This is a genomic window from Microbacterium kribbense (genome assembly GCF_039537285.1).
GTDB lineage: Bacteria > Actinomycetota > Actinomycetes > Actinomycetales > Microbacteriaceae > Microbacterium > Microbacterium kribbense.
The window spans coordinates 171,221-184,703 of the sequence record NZ_BAABAF010000008.1; the positions used below are offsets into that span (position 1 = coordinate 171,221).

The window sequence follows — 13,483 nt, forward strand, 5'->3', positions numbered from 1 at the left end:
GTGCGTGTCCGCGACCTGCGCCTGGTACCGGCCGCCGCGGCGGGGTGGGGTGCGGCCGGCGCAGCCGTGTACCTGCCGCACGCGGCGGCGTGGATCGCCGGCGCGCTGTGGGCGGCCGCGCTGGTGCTGGTCGCGGTCACCGCTCGCCCGGGCCGGCGCCGGCGCACGCTCTGGGCGATAGCCGCCGTGAGCCTCGCCCTGGCGGCGGCCGCGGCATCCCACGTGGCCCTCGCGCAGCCGGCGCGCGACGTCGCGGTGCACCTGGGCGTCGGCGGTGACCGGGCGATCAGCGTGCACGCGACGGTGGTGGGCAAGGCCGAGCGCACGGCCGCCGGCGACATCGCCTTCGATGCGCACGCCGACCGGATCGACGTCGGCCCGACCCGCTTTGCGGTGGACGTGCCGGCGACGATCCGCTCGGATGACCGCCCCGACATCGGCGCACGCGTGATCGCCGACGGCACCGCGTTCGTCACCGACCCCGGCCGGCGGGCCGTGCTGGTGGTGCGCGCCCAGCGCGGCCTGCACGTCGTCGATGCTCCCGGTGGCGTGCTGGCGGCCGTCGCCGAGCTGCGCCACGCTCTGGCACGGGCGACCCGTGGGCTTCCCGAACCGGCCGCAGGGCTGATCCCCGGGCTGGCGGTGGGCGACACCGCGGGCGTGACCGTGGAGCTGGATGCTGCGATGAAGGCGTCGTCGCTGTCGCATCTGACCGCGGTCTCGGGGGCGAACTGCGCGATCGTGGTGGGGCTCGCGTTCGCGGCCGCCGCGCTGTGCGGCGCCCGTCGCGGCGTGCGCGTCGCCGTGGCGCTTCTCGCGCTGGGCGGCTTCGTGCTGCTGGTCACCCCCGAACCGAGTGTGGTGCGGGCGGCGGCGATGGCTGCCATCGCGATGCTCGGCGTGCTGCTGGGGCGCACCGGTGCCGGCATCGCACTGCTGTGCCTGGCCGTGGTCACCGCGCTGATCGCCGATCCGTGGCTGGCCGGGTCTCTGGGTTTCGCGCTGTCGGTGGCCGCCACGGCGGCGCTGCTGGTGTTGGCCGCACCGCTCGCGCGCGGCATGACCCGGTTCCTGCCGCAGCTGCTCGCGCTGGCACTCGGCGTGCCACTGGCGGCCCAGCTCGCCTGCGGCCCGCTGCTGATCCTGATCAACCCGACTGTGCCGCTGTACGGCGTGGTGGCCAATCTGCTCGCGGCCCCTGCGGCCCCGGTCGCGACGGTGCTGGGGCTGGCGGCGTGCCTGGCCGCCCCGATCCCGGTCGTCGCCTCCGGGCTGGTCGCACTGACCTGGCTGCCGGCGGCCTGGATCAGCACCACCGCGACGACCGCGGCGAGCCTGCCGGCCAGTGCGCTGCCGTGGGCCGAGGGCTGGGTCGGCGCCGTCGGACTCACGCTCGCCGGTGCCGCGATCGTGGTGGTGCTGCTGCCGCACGGCGCACGGCGCGGGGCCCGGATGCTGCGCATCGCCGCCGCCGGCTTCCTGGCGGTTCTGGTGGGAGTGGCCGCCGGCACGGCGGCGCTGCGCACCGTCGCCGGGGCCCTCACCGTGCCGTCGACGTGGACGATCGCGGCGTGCGACATCGGGCAGGGCGACGCCGTGCTCATCCGCTCGGCGGGCGCCGTCGCCCTCGTCGACACCGGACCGGATCCGGCCGCGCTGCGCGCGTGCCTGGACCGGTTCGGCATCCGGCGCGTCGACCTGCTCGTGCTCACCCACTACGACCTGGACCACGTCGGCGGGCTCGACGGCGTGCGCGACCGGGTGATCCGGGCATTGCACGGTCCGCCGTCCGGCGCCGACGACGAGCGGATGCTCGCGGGCCTGGCCGCCGACGGCATCGTCCTGCTCGACGCCTACGCCGGGATGACCGGCACCCTCGGCGCGGCGACCTGGACGGTGCTGTGGCCGCGCGCCGGGGACCGGGTGTTCACGTCGGGAAACGATGCCAGCGTGGCCGTCGAGGTGCGCGGCGGCGGGGTGCCGGCATCCCTGTACCTGGGCGACCTGGATGCGCTCGCGCAGCGCGCGCTGCTGGGGTCGGGTGCGCTGGACCCGCCCTACCCGGTGGTCAAAGTCGCGCACCATGGCAGCGCCGATCAATCGCCCGAACTCTACCGTGCGATCGGCGGTGCGGTCGCGCTGGTCTCGGTCGGCGCCGACAACGACTACGGGCACCCGCGCACCGAGACGCTGAGCTTTCTGCGCGCGGACGGCTACACGATCGGACGCACCGACCAGGACGGCGTCGTGGCGGTGGCGTCCGATGGCGACAGTGTGCGGGTCTGGCGCGAGCACGCACCGCCGTAGCGCTGCCACCGCTTCCACAGGGGTAGCAGGTTTCGGACCGACCCTGTCGGGGCAGTGTCGGCGGTGCTGGCTAGGCTGGTCGCATGGCCACTCGTCGCGCACCCGCCCGCACGTCCCGCGGGTCGGCGCGGACCGTGATTGCGCAGCTGGACTGGCGGCGTCCGCAGCCCGCCCCGATCGTACTGGTCTCGGGACCCGAGGATGTCTGTGCCGAGCGGGCGATCTCGGCGGTGCGCGACTATCTGCGCGCCGAGGACCCGAGCCTGGAGGTCTCCGACATCCGTGCCGACGACTACGAATCCGGCACCCTGCTCGGGCTCACCTCGCCGTCGCTGTTCGGTGAGCCCCGACTGGTGCGCGTGGGCGGCGTCGAGAAGGCATCCGATGCGTTCCTGACCGAGGCGCTGTCCTATCTGGAACATCCCCAGGACGGCGCGACCGTCGTGCTGCGGCACACCGGCGCGACGGTGCGCGGCAAGAAGCTGCTGGATGCCGTGCGTGCCGGCGCCGGTGGCGGCGTCGAAGTGCCGTGCGCGGCGATCAAGCGCGACGGCGACCGGCATGATTTCGCGGCGGGGGAGTTCGCCGCCGCGAAGAAGAAGATCGAGCCGGCGGCGCTGCGCGCGCTGGTTTCGGCGTTCACCGGCGAGCTGAACGAGCTCGCGGCGGCCTGCCAGCAGCTGATCGCCGACGCCCCCGGCAGCATCACCGCGCAGACCGTCGAGCGGTACTACGGCGGCCGGGTCGAGACATCCGCCTTCACGGTGGCCGACACGGCCATCGCCGGCCGCTACGGTGACGCATTGATCGCGCTGCGGCACGCGCTGGCGTCCGGGGCAGACCCGGTGCCGCTGGTGGCCGCGGTCGCGATGAAGCTGCGCACCATGGCGCGGGTGGCCGGCAAGCGCGGGTCGTCGGCGGCGATCGCCGCCGACACCGGCATGAAGGACTGGCAGGTCGACCGCGCCCGGCGCGACCTGAACGGCTGGAACGAATCCAGCCTCGGCCGCGCGATCCAGGCCGCGGCCCGCGCCGACGCCGACGTGAAGGGCGCATCCCGAGACGCCGTGTTCGCGCTGGAGCGGATGATCACGGTGATCGCCACCCGCCGGCCGTTCGGCGGCTGAGCAGACGACGAAGCCCGCCCCGGCGGACCGGGACGGGCTTGGCAACCGTGCGGGGACGGGATGCTGCGGCTCAGAGAGCGGCGACCTGCTTGGCGATCGACGACTTGCGGTTCGCTGCCTGGTTGCGGTGGATGACACCCTTGCTCACGGCCTTGTCGAGCTTGCGGGCGGCACGCACCAAAGCCTTCTCGGCGGCGGCCCTGTCACCGGCGGCGACGGCCTCGCGGGTGCGACGCACCTCGGTCTTCAGCTCGCTCTTGACGGCCTTGTTGCGCTCGCGCGCCTTCTCGTTGGTCTTGTTGCGCTTGATCTGCGACTTGATGTTCGCCACGTGTGGACATTCTTTCGTTCGGAGGATCGGTTCAGTGCCGCTGAGCACGAGAGGGGTGCCCTACGGCGTGTGTGGGAAGAACCCACACGCAAGCCAGTAGGTGAGTCTACCAGCAAAGCCCGCGCGCCCCGCACCCGCTGCGGTGACGCGGCGGGCCGCGGGTGCATGATGATCTTCACACCCGATTCACTCGCACCACCACGTTCCAGGAGCAGCGATGACGCCTCCCGCACGCGCCCCGTCGGCCGGCCGGCCCAAGGTCGGCAAGGGCTGGTTCGTGGTGTTCACGCTGGCCTGGCTCGCGATCTGGACCGTGCAGCTCACGCCGGTGCAACTGCTGCTGCCCGGCCAGCTGAACACCCCGGGCGCCGCCGACACGTGGGTGCGCGGAGTCGTCTATTCCGGCATCGTGCTCGGCGTCGGCGGCGTGGCCGGTGTGATCGCAGGCCCGCTTTCGGGGGCGCTCTCGGACCGCACCCGCACGCCCTGGGGGCGGCGCCGGCCGTGGGCGGTCGGCGGCAGTCTGCTCACGGCCCTCTGCCTCGTGCTCACCGGACTCGCCCAGACCCCGCTGTGGATCGGGGTGGCATGGACGGGCGTCTCGATCGGCATCGCGGTCGCGTCGGCCGCCTTCACGGCGATGATCGCCGATCAGCTGCCCGAGACCCAGCGCGGCGCGGCGGCCGCAGCGGCCAGTTCCTCGCAGGCGGTGGGCATCGTGCTCGGCGTAGGCGCGGTGGTGCTGCTGGGTCTCACGGTGCTCGCCGGCTACCTCACCCTCGCCGCGTTCACGGCCATCGTGGGCACGGCGGCGGCGCTGCTGCTGCCGGATCCGGCCCCGGATGCCGCACTCAGCGCGCGGTGCGCGGGCGGCTTCGGCTGGGAGTCGCTGCGCGACCGGGATTTCGGCTGGGTCGTCTCGGGCCGCTTCGTCACCAACGTCGGGAACGCACTGCCCACCACGCTGTTCCTGTTCTTCCTGATGTACGGCCTCGGGCAGCCGCAGCCCGAGGCGGAGGACAACCTGCTGCTGGTGATCGTGGTCTACACGGTCTTCGTCGTGATCGCCTCGGTGCTGTCAGGCTGGTGGTCCGATCGCACCGGAGCGCGCCGCACCCTGACGGTCGGCTCGGCGATCGTGCAGGCGCTGGCTGCCATCGTGATCGTCATCCGCCCGTCACTGACCACGACGATGGTCGCGGCGGCCCTGCTCGGACTCGGCTACGGCGCGTTCTCGACGGTGGGGCTCGCCTTCGCGACCGACCTGCTGCCGCATGCCGACGACAACGCGCGCGACCTCGGCCTGGTGAACACCGCGGCGGCGCTCGGCCAGCTGGTCGGGCCGCTGGTGGGCGCGCTGCTGGTGGGCCTGGTCGGCGGGTTCTGGCTGCTGCTGATCGTCAGCGCGGTGTTCTCGGTGGGCGGCGGCCTCATGTCGGGTCGTGCCCGCGAGCGCGTGCATCCAGCGTCGCCACGGCCAGATCCAGCAGCGCGTTGAACACGCGCGGGCGCATCGCGGTCACCAGATGCGTCGTGCGCGGCACCACGATCAGCTCGGCGTGCGGCACCAGTCGGGTGAACATCCGCTCGTTGACCCGCAGCTGGTCGAACTGGCCGTTGATGAACCACATCGGGATCGTGATGTTGCGCAGCGCCGCGACCAGATCCAGCACCGACAGGCTCGCCAGCGCGACGTCCTGCGCAGCGAAGGCATAGCCGCCGGCGCCGAAGTCGGCCCGGGTCTGCGGCGGCAGGGTGCGCTCGGTCAGCTGCTCGGCCAGCCACATGCCATGGTCGGGCAGCGCATCCACCCGGCGTGCCAGAAAGCGATACGCGGCCAGGCCCGCTCCGCGCGGGATCGCGGTGCAGGATGCCGCGATGAACGCCGCGACCGGGGGAGGGTCTGCACGCCCGACGTACGCCGTGCAGACCAGGCCACCCATGGAGTGGCCGGACAGCAGCACCGGACCGCGGGTCGCCGCGTCGGTCACGGCCGCGTCGATGGTCGCGAACGCACCGTCGAGGGTGAACGGCTCGTCCATGCGGGTGCCGTGTCCGGGCAGGTCCACGGCCGTGACCGGAATCCTGAGCCCGTGCAGATGCTCGACCTGGGCGCGCCACATCGTCGCCGACGTGCGGATGCCGTGCACCAGCACCACCTGCACCGTCATCGTCGCCTCCGATCTGGTCCTCGTGCACGAGCGTATTCTGTAGCCACGCCTTCCATTCCCATCTTCCTGACCACCTGGCGCGCCGACCCGCTCACGATCGGCGTGCTTGTGGTCGCGGCCGTGTCGTACCTGTGGGGCGTGCACTGCGTCGCCCGTCGCGGCGGTTCCTGGCCGCTGCACCGCACGCTGATGTTCCTCGGCCTCGGCCTCGGCTCGTATGCCGTCATCGAGCTCGGCTTCCTCGGCGCCTACGGCGGCCAGCTGCGCTGGGCGTTCACCACGCGCATCGCACTGCTGATCTTCGTGATGGCGCCGCTGATCTCGCTCGGTCAGCCGCTGCAGCTGATCCAGCAGGCCACCGGGCCCACCGGGGCGGGCCGCGTCGTGAAGGTGCTGCACACGCGGGTCGTCCGCATCTTCGGCAATGCGATGGTCGGCTCGGCACTGGTGGCCGGGATCTTCTGCCTGTTCCTGACGCCGCTGGGCTGGACGCTGCGGGGCGCCGGCTGGATCGACGAGGGCCTCGGCCTGATCGTGGGGCTGTTGGGCCTGCTGCTGGTGCTGCCGCTGGGGGCGCTGGCAGCTACGCAGACCAGCCTGTTCATCACGGTCGAGTTCCTGCTCGCGTTCGTCGAGCTGGTGATCGACTCGATCCCGGGCATCCTGCTGCGCCTGAACGGGGCCGTGCTCGACCACGCGCCGACGATCGTCGGCACCGCCTCGTGGTGGCCGAACCCGCTGCACGACCAGCACCTGTCCGGCGACTTCCTCTGGTTCATCGCGGAGATCGGCGACGTGCCCGTGCTGCTGATCCTGATGTTCCGCTGGATGCGGATGGACCGCCGCGAGGCGAAGTCGTACGACGAGCTCAGCGACGAAGACTACGACGCCATGATGCAGGCCCACCTGAGCGGGGCCGCGCTGGCCGCCCCGGTAGAATCGGGGGAACATGTCCCCACGCGCCACGCAGTCTCTTCAGCCGTCCGCGACGCCTCCCGAGCTGATCCGTAACTTCTGCATCATCGCCCACATCGACCACGGCAAGTCGACCCTCGCCGACCGGATGCTGCAGATGACCGGCGTGGTCGCCGACCGTGACATGCGGGCGCAGTATCTGGACCGGATGGACATCGAGCGCGAGCGCGGCATCACGATCAAGAGCCAGGCCGTGCGGATGCCGTGGTCCACCGGTGCGCAGACCTTCGCGCTGAACATGATCGACACTCCCGGCCACGTCGACTTCACCTACGAGGTCTCGCGCTCCCTGGCCGCCTGCGAAGGCGCGGTGCTGCTGGTGGATGCCGCGCAGGGCATCGAGGCGCAGACCCTCGCGAACCTGTACCTGGCGCTGGAGCACGATCTGCGCATCATCCCGGTGCTCAACAAGATCGATCTGCCCGCCGCCGACCCCGACCGCTTCGCCGCCGAGCTGGCGAACCTGATCGGCGGCAGCCCGGACGACGTGATGCGCGTGTCGGGCAAGACCGGCGCCGGCGTCGAGGACCTGCTCGACGAGATCGTCGCCGCCGTGCCGCCGCCCGTCGGCGACCCGGACGCGCCGGCACGGGCGATGATCTTCGACTCGGTCTATGACTCCTACCGGGGTGTGGTCACCTACGTGCGGATGATCGACGGCAGCTTCACGCCGCGCCAGCGGGTGCTGATGATGTCCACCCGAGCCACCCACGAACTGCTCGAGATCGGCGTGTCCAGCCCCGAGCCGACCCCGGCCGAAGGCCTGGGCGTCGGCGAGGTCGGCTATCTGATCACCGGGGTGAAGGACGTGCGCCAGTCCCGCGTCGGCGACACCATGACCGATGCCCGCAAGCCCGCGCAGCAGGCACTGCCCGGCTACACCGACCCGAAGCCGATGGTGTTCTCGGGGCTGTATCCGATCGATGCCAGCGACTACGGCGAGCTGCGCGAGGCCCTCGACAAGCTGAAGCTGTCGGATGCGTCGCTGGCCTACGAGCCGGAGACCTCGGTCGCGCTCGGATTCGGGTTCCGCTGCGGCTTCCTCGGCCTGCTGCACCTGGAGATCGTCACCGAACGGCTCGAACGCGAGTTCGACCTCGACCTGATCACCACCGCCCCCAGCGTGATCTACGAGGTCACGACCGACACCGGCGAGACGGTGACCGTCACCAACCCCAGCGAGTACCCGGACGGCCGGGTCGCGACGGTTGCCGAGCCCATGGTCAAGGCCGCGATCCTGCTGCCCAAGGAGTACGTCGGCGCCGTGATGGAGCTGTGCCAGGGGCGCCGCGGCAGCCTGCTGGGCATGGACTACTTCTCCCAGGAGCGCGTCGAGCTGCGCTACGACATGCCGCTGGGCGAGATCGTGTTCGACTTCTTCGACCAGCTCAAGAGCCGCACGCAGGGGTACGCGTCCTTGGACTACGAGCCCAGCGGCACGCAGGAGGCCGACCTGGTCAAGGTCGACATCCTGCTGCAGGGCGAGCGGGTGGATGCCTTCAGCTCGATCGTGCACCGCGACAAGGCCTACGCCTACGGCACGATGATGACCGAACGGCTGCGCAAGCTGATCCCGCGCCAGCAGTTCGAGGTGCCCATCCAGGCCGCCATCGGCGCGCGCATCATCGCGCGCGAGAACATCCGCGCGATCCGCAAGGACGTGCTGGCCAAATGCTACGGCGGCGACATCTCCCGCAAGCGCAAGCTGCTCGAGAAGCAGAAGGAGGGCAAGAAGCGCATGAAGATGGTCGGGCGCGTCGAAGTCCCCCAAGAGGCGTTCATCGCCGCACTCTCGGGGGACGTCGAGGGCAAGGTCAAGAAGTAGCCCGATGCCTCCGGGTCAGGCGATGTCCACCGCGGCGGCCCGCGCCCGGCGCCCCTGAGCGGCGGGCGGCGGGGCGGCTCCGAGCCACTGCGCACGGTTGCCGCGGGCCAGGCCGATCGCGATCCACGTTCCGGCCGCCAGACGCAGCAGGTCCGCGACGAGCGTCGCCGCCATCGTCCCCACGACGGCGTTGACCGCGATCCCGAGCACCGGCAGCGGCAGCACCCAGGCGTTGACCAGCCGCACTCGCACCAGACCGATGATCACCAGCAGCATCCCCAGCTGTGCGACGATCTCGAGCACGAAGCCGACCGTGCCCACGGTGCCCAGGACCGTGTCACCGGTGACGGCCAGCGCCGTCTGGAACGCCGCGTCCCGATCGGGCTGCTGGGCCAGGGCCACGATCGTGAGCCCGGTGGCGTTCGAGATGCTGAACCCGGCGGGGCCCACCACCGCCAGCGCGGCCCCCAGCGCCCGGCGGTACCTTTGGCGCATGGACGGTGATCGCCGCCTACGAGCTGGGGCTGGTGGTGCCCGGCGGCGCATGACGTGCACGCCGTTTTCAGCATCGCGTCGGTAGGCTGGAGCCCATGCGCCGAGGGACCTTCCGGGACGAGACGGTGGACTATGCCGCGGTCGGGGCATCGCAGGCACCCGACCTGATGCAGTACCCTCCCGAGCGCAGCATCCCTGCCGAGCAGTCCTGGCGGATCGGCAGCGGCCAGAGCCGTTTCACGACGGCGTCCGAAGCGCTGCTGTCCTGGCGCGCGCTGCGCGACGGCGGGCTGCGCGTCTCAGACGTGCGCCCGGCCGCAGGTCCCATGTACACCGGCGTGGCCTTCGACCACGACGGCACCCCGGTCGTGCCCAGTCGGCTCGAAGCAGATCAGCGCTTCGATCCCGACGGCACGCCGTGGGTGGGCTCGGGCACCACGCTGCGCGTGCACGGCCGGGTCGCTGGCATGCGCGCCGACGCCGAACTGCGCGTCATCTTCGCCGTCGAAGAGCCGCGTCGGGTCGGCTTCGCGCTCGGCACCGTCGGCGAATCGGTCGTCAGCGGCGAGGAATCGTTCATGGTCGACTGGTACGACAACGACGAGGTGTGGTTCACAGTGCGGGCCTTCGACTCCGCCCGCGCCCTCGGCTACCGGGTCATGCCGGCACTGATCCGGCGACGACGCAAGGCGCTGTTCCAGCGGTATCTGCGGGCCATCTCGCCGCTCTACACGTCGCCGGCCTGATGGGCTCGGCTCTTCCGATCGGCGACCCGGCTCCGGCCGACGGCGCGCTGCCGCCCGGCACCGCGATAGACGCGACCGGCGACTTCGGCGTGTACCTGCACGTGCCGTTCTGCCGGGTGCGCTGCGGCTACTGCGATTTCAACACCTACACCGCCACCGAACTGCGCGGTGCGCGTCAGGATCAGTACGCTGACACGCTGCTGGCCGAGGTGGCCTTGGCCCGTGACGTGCTGCAGGCAGCAGGCGGGGTGCGACCGGCATCCACCGTCTTCTTCGGCGGCGGCACGCCGACGCTGCTGCCGCCCGGCGACCTCGCGCGGATGCTCGACGGCGTGCGGGCGACCTTCGGCATCGCCGACGGCGCCGAGATCACGGTCGAGGCCAACCCCGACACGGTGACCGACGCCGTCGCCGGCACCCTGGCCGGCGCCGGGGTGACTCGGCTGTCGGTGGGCATGCAGTCGGCCGTGCCGCACGTGCTCGCGGCGCTGGATCGCACTCATCGCCCCGACAATGTGGCCACTGCCGTGGCGGCGGCGCGCGGCGCCGGTCTGGACGTCAGCGTCGACCTGATCTACGGCGCGCCGGGGGAGTCGCTGGCAGACTGGCGCGAGTCGCTGCGCGCGGCGCTGGGCCTTGCGCCCGACCATATCTCCGCCTACGCGCTGATCATCGAGCAGGGCACCAAGCTGGCCCGGCAGATCCGCCGCGGCGAGGTGCCCGCCCCCGACGACGACCTGCAAGCCGACATGTACGAGCTGGCCGACGGAATGCTGGCCGCCGACGGGTTCGCCTGGTACGAGGTTTCGAACTGGGCCCGCGGCGACGCGCACCGTTCGCGGCACAACCTCTCGTACTGGCGCAATGCCGACTGGTGGGGCTTCGGCCCCGGGGCGCACAGTCACATCGCCGGCGTGCGCTGGTGGAATGTGAAGCATCCAGCCGCGTACGCGCAGCGCCTGGCCGCGGGCCAGTCGCCGGCCGCCGGCCGTGAGCAGCCCGACGCACAGGCGCGCCGGCTCGAGACGGTGCTGCTGCGCTCCCGCATCCGGGAAGGGCTGCCGATAGCCGAGATCCCCGAGCCCCGGCGCCGCGCCGTCGCCGGACTCATCGCCGACGGCCTGGTCGACGGCACCGAAGCGGTGCACGGGCGGATCGTGCTCACGCTGAAGGGGCGGCTCCTGGCCGACGCGGTGGTGCGCGCGCTCACGGACTGACCCCCGCCGACGACGCCCCGCCGAGTTCGGTAGAATTGGCACTCAGTACCATTGAGTGCCAATGTGAGGAGGGGAGAGCAGATGGTCAGCGAGCGCGGTCTGCAGGTTCTGCAGGCCATCGTGCAGGACTACGTCGAGACCCGCGAGCCCGTCGGCAGCAAGCGCATCGTCGACCGGCACGCATTCGGCGTGTCGGCGGCCACCATCCGCAACGACATGGCGCTGCTCGAGGACGAAGAGCTCATCGTCGCCCCGCACACCTCGTCCGGCCGGGTGCCCACCGACAAGGGCTACCGGCTGTTCGTCGACCACCTCGCCGAGCTCCGGCCCCTCTCGTCCGCACAGCGCAGCGCCATCACGGCGTTCCTGGACGGCTCCACCGACCTCGACGACATCCTCTCCCGCACCGTGCATGCGCTGACCAGACTCACCGGTCAGGTCGCGATCGTGCAGTATCCGTCGTTCGCCCGGGCCAATGTCTCGCACGTCGAACTGGTCGACCTCGGCGGCAGCCGGGTGCTGGTGATCCTCGTGACGGACACCGGCCGGGTCTCGCAGCGCATCGTGGGCACCCCGGCCGACCTGGACGAGGGCGACATCGGCCAGCTGCGTGCGCGGATGTCGGTGCTGGTGACCGGCCGCAGCGTCGGCGAAGGGGCCAAGGCCGTGACGGCGGCGCTGGCCGAGCGCCGCGACCAGCCGCGCCCGCTCCGGCTGGACGACGTGCTGCACAGCCTCCTGCTCGTCGTCTCCGAAGAGCTCGAGGAGTTCCGCCAGGACCGTCTGCTGCTGGCCGGCAGCGCCACCCTCGCGCGGCGCGAGGACGACTTCCAAGGCAGCATCTACCCGCTGCTGCAGGCCATCGAAGAGCAGGTGACGCTGCTGCGGCTGATGGGCGAGATGGTCGCCGACGGGGAGGGCCTGGCCGCGTCGATCGGGCGCGAGAACGAGGCGTTCGGCCTGAGCGAGGCATCCGTCGTCACCGGCGACTACGACGCGACCGGGTCCCGCGCACGCGTGGGCGTGCTGGGTCCGACCCGCATGGACTACCCGACCAACCTCGCGGCGGTTCGCGCCGTCGCGCACTACCTGAGCCGCCTGCTCGAAGAAGACGACACGTCGCGCTGAGCACCCGGCACAACATCACCCCGTGATCTGCGGGCAGGAAGGCGAATGTGGCTGACCAGGACCACTATGAGATTCTCGGCGTCCCGCGGGACGCCTCGCAGGACGACATCAAGAAGGCCTATCGACGTCTTGCCAGGCAGCTGCACCCGGACGTGAACCCGGGCGCGGATGCCGAGGAGAAATTCAAGCACGTCACGCACGCGTACGACGTGCTCAGCGACCCCGAGCAGCGCAGGCGCTACGACGCCGGCGGCGACATGCCGTTCGGCCAAGGCGGCGGCTTCGGCGGCTTCGGCGACATCTTCGAGACGTTCTTCGGCGCGGCCGGCGGCCGCGGTGCCCGCCCGCGCTCCCGTCGCGAGCGCGGGCAGGACGCCCTGGTCCGGGTGAACCTGGATCTCGGCGACGTCGTCTTCGGCGTGCACCGCGACCTCGAGGTCGACACCGCCGTGCTGTGCGAGACCTGCCAGGGCTCGTGCTGCCAGCCGGGCACCTCCGAGGTCACATGCGACGTGTGCCACGGCAGCGGGCACGTGCAGCGCACGGTGCGCAGCCTGCTCGGCAACGTCGTGACCAGCGTGCCGTGCAACGTCTGCCAGGGGCACGGCACCACGATCCCGTTCCCCTGCGCCACCTGCCAGGGGCAGGGGCGGGTGCGCGCACGCCGCACCGTCTCGGTCGACATCCCCGCCGGCGTCGAGACCGGGCTGCGGCTGCAGATGCCCGGCTCGGGCGAGGTCGGCCCCGCCGGCGGCCCGCACGGCGATCTGTACATCGAGATCACGGTCGCGCCACACGAGGTGTTCAGCCGCGACGGCGACGACCTGCTGGCGACGCTGGAGGTGTCGATGCCCGATGCGATCCTGGGCGCCACCACCGGCATCCAGTCCCTGGACGGCCCGGTCGAGCTCGAGGTGCGGCCCGGCGTGCAGTCCGGCGACGTGCTGACGATCAAGGGCCGCGGCATCACGCCGCTGCGCGGGTCGCAGCGCGGCGACCTGCGCGTGGGCGTGCACGTGGTCACCCCGACCCGGCTCGATGCCAAGGAGCGCGCCCTGATCGAGCAGTTCAAGAAGGCCACGAAGGCGCCCGGGCCCAAGCTCGCCGAGTTCCAGCAGGGACTGTTCGCGCGCCTGCGCGACCGGTTCCGGAACAGCTGAC

At 71.7% G+C, this 13,483-nt stretch carries 12 protein-coding genes; 9 read left to right on the forward strand and 3 right to left on the reverse strand.

Annotation, left to right across the window (positions count from 1 at the left end; genetic code table 11):
• Together ABD705_RS11920 and holA are read left to right on the forward strand one after the other, a co-directional pair.
• Complete coding sequence (locus ABD705_RS11920) at positions 1 to 2,307, forward strand: ComEC/Rec2 family competence protein (RefSeq protein ID WP_344783846.1); 2,307 nt, start codon at positions 1 to 3, stop codon at positions 2,305 to 2,307.
• A gap of 83 nt (positions 2,308 to 2,390) precedes the next feature.
• On the forward strand, positions 2,391 to 3,434 hold the full coding sequence (holA, locus tag ABD705_RS11925) for a DNA polymerase III subunit delta (protein ID WP_344783848.1): 1,044 nt from the start codon (positions 2,391 to 2,393) through the stop codon (positions 3,432 to 3,434).
• A gap of 70 nt (positions 3,435 to 3,504) precedes the next feature.
• On the opposite strand, the gene rpsT is transcribed toward holA, so the two are convergent.
• A complete protein-coding gene (gene rpsT, locus ABD705_RS11930; protein ID WP_344783850.1) occupies positions 3,505 to 3,765 on the reverse strand; it encodes a 30S ribosomal protein S20 in 261 nt (86 codons plus the stop codon).
• Between the two features lie 217 nt (positions 3,766 to 3,982).
• On the opposite strand from rpsT, the gene ABD705_RS11935 reads away from it, so the two are divergent.
• On the forward strand, positions 3,983 to 5,263 hold the full coding sequence (locus ABD705_RS11935; RefSeq protein WP_344783852.1) for an MFS transporter: 1,281 nt from the start codon (positions 3,983 to 3,985) through the stop codon (positions 5,261 to 5,263).
• Here the strand turns inward: ABD705_RS11935 and ABD705_RS11940 are convergent.
• Positions 5,196 to 5,936, reverse strand: coding sequence for an alpha/beta fold hydrolase (locus ABD705_RS11940; protein ID WP_344783854.1), 741 nt, complete (start codon positions 5,934 to 5,936; stop codon positions 5,196 to 5,198). The genes ABD705_RS11935 and ABD705_RS11940 overlap by 68 nt on opposite strands.
• A 102-nt stretch (positions 5,937 to 6,038) precedes the next feature.
• On the opposite strand from ABD705_RS11940, the gene ABD705_RS11945 reads away from it, so the two are divergent.
• Together ABD705_RS11945 and lepA are read left to right on the forward strand one after the other, a co-directional pair.
• Entirely contained in the window at positions 6,039 to 6,947 is a 909-nt protein-coding gene (locus tag ABD705_RS11945) for a cytochrome c oxidase assembly protein (RefSeq protein ID WP_344783856.1), read from the forward strand.
• Positions 6,886 to 8,736, forward strand: coding sequence for a translation elongation factor 4 (gene lepA / locus ABD705_RS11950; protein ID WP_344783858.1), 1,851 nt, complete (start codon positions 6,886 to 6,888; stop codon positions 8,734 to 8,736). The genes ABD705_RS11945 and lepA overlap by 62 nt, the downstream gene beginning before the upstream one ends.
• Before the next feature lie 15 nt (positions 8,737 to 8,751).
• Here the strand turns inward: lepA and ABD705_RS11955 are convergent, their stop codons facing one another.
• On the reverse strand, positions 8,752 to 9,231 hold the full coding sequence (locus ABD705_RS11955; protein WP_344783860.1) for a hypothetical protein: 480 nt from the start codon (positions 9,229 to 9,231) through the stop codon (positions 8,752 to 8,754).
• 95 nt (positions 9,232 to 9,326) lie between these two features.
• Between ABD705_RS11955 and ABD705_RS11960 the strand changes: the two genes are divergently transcribed.
• The 4 genes from ABD705_RS11960 (at position 9,327) to dnaJ (ending at position 13,482) form a co-directional block, all read left to right on the forward strand.
• Positions 9,327 to 9,977 carry a DUF1990 domain-containing protein gene (locus ABD705_RS11960; protein WP_344783861.1) on the forward strand — a complete coding sequence of 217 codons (651 nt, stop codon included), beginning with the start codon at positions 9,327 to 9,329 and terminating at the stop codon, positions 9,975 to 9,977.
• On the forward strand, positions 9,977 to 11,194 hold the full coding sequence (hemW, locus tag ABD705_RS11965) for a radical SAM family heme chaperone HemW (RefSeq protein WP_344783863.1): 1,218 nt from the start codon (positions 9,977 to 9,979) through the stop codon (positions 11,192 to 11,194). The genes ABD705_RS11960 and hemW overlap by 1 nt, the downstream gene beginning before the upstream one ends.
• A gap of 81 nt (positions 11,195 to 11,275) precedes the next feature.
• Complete coding sequence (gene hrcA / locus ABD705_RS11970) at positions 11,276 to 12,322, forward strand: heat-inducible transcriptional repressor HrcA (RefSeq protein ID WP_344783865.1); 1,047 nt, start codon at positions 11,276 to 11,278, stop codon at positions 12,320 to 12,322.
• Positions 12,323 to 12,369: 47 nt separating this feature from the next.
• Entirely contained in the window at positions 12,370 to 13,482 is a 1,113-nt protein-coding gene (dnaJ, locus tag ABD705_RS11975) for a molecular chaperone DnaJ (RefSeq protein WP_344783867.1), read from the forward strand.
• Position 13,483 lies beyond the last annotated feature (1 nt).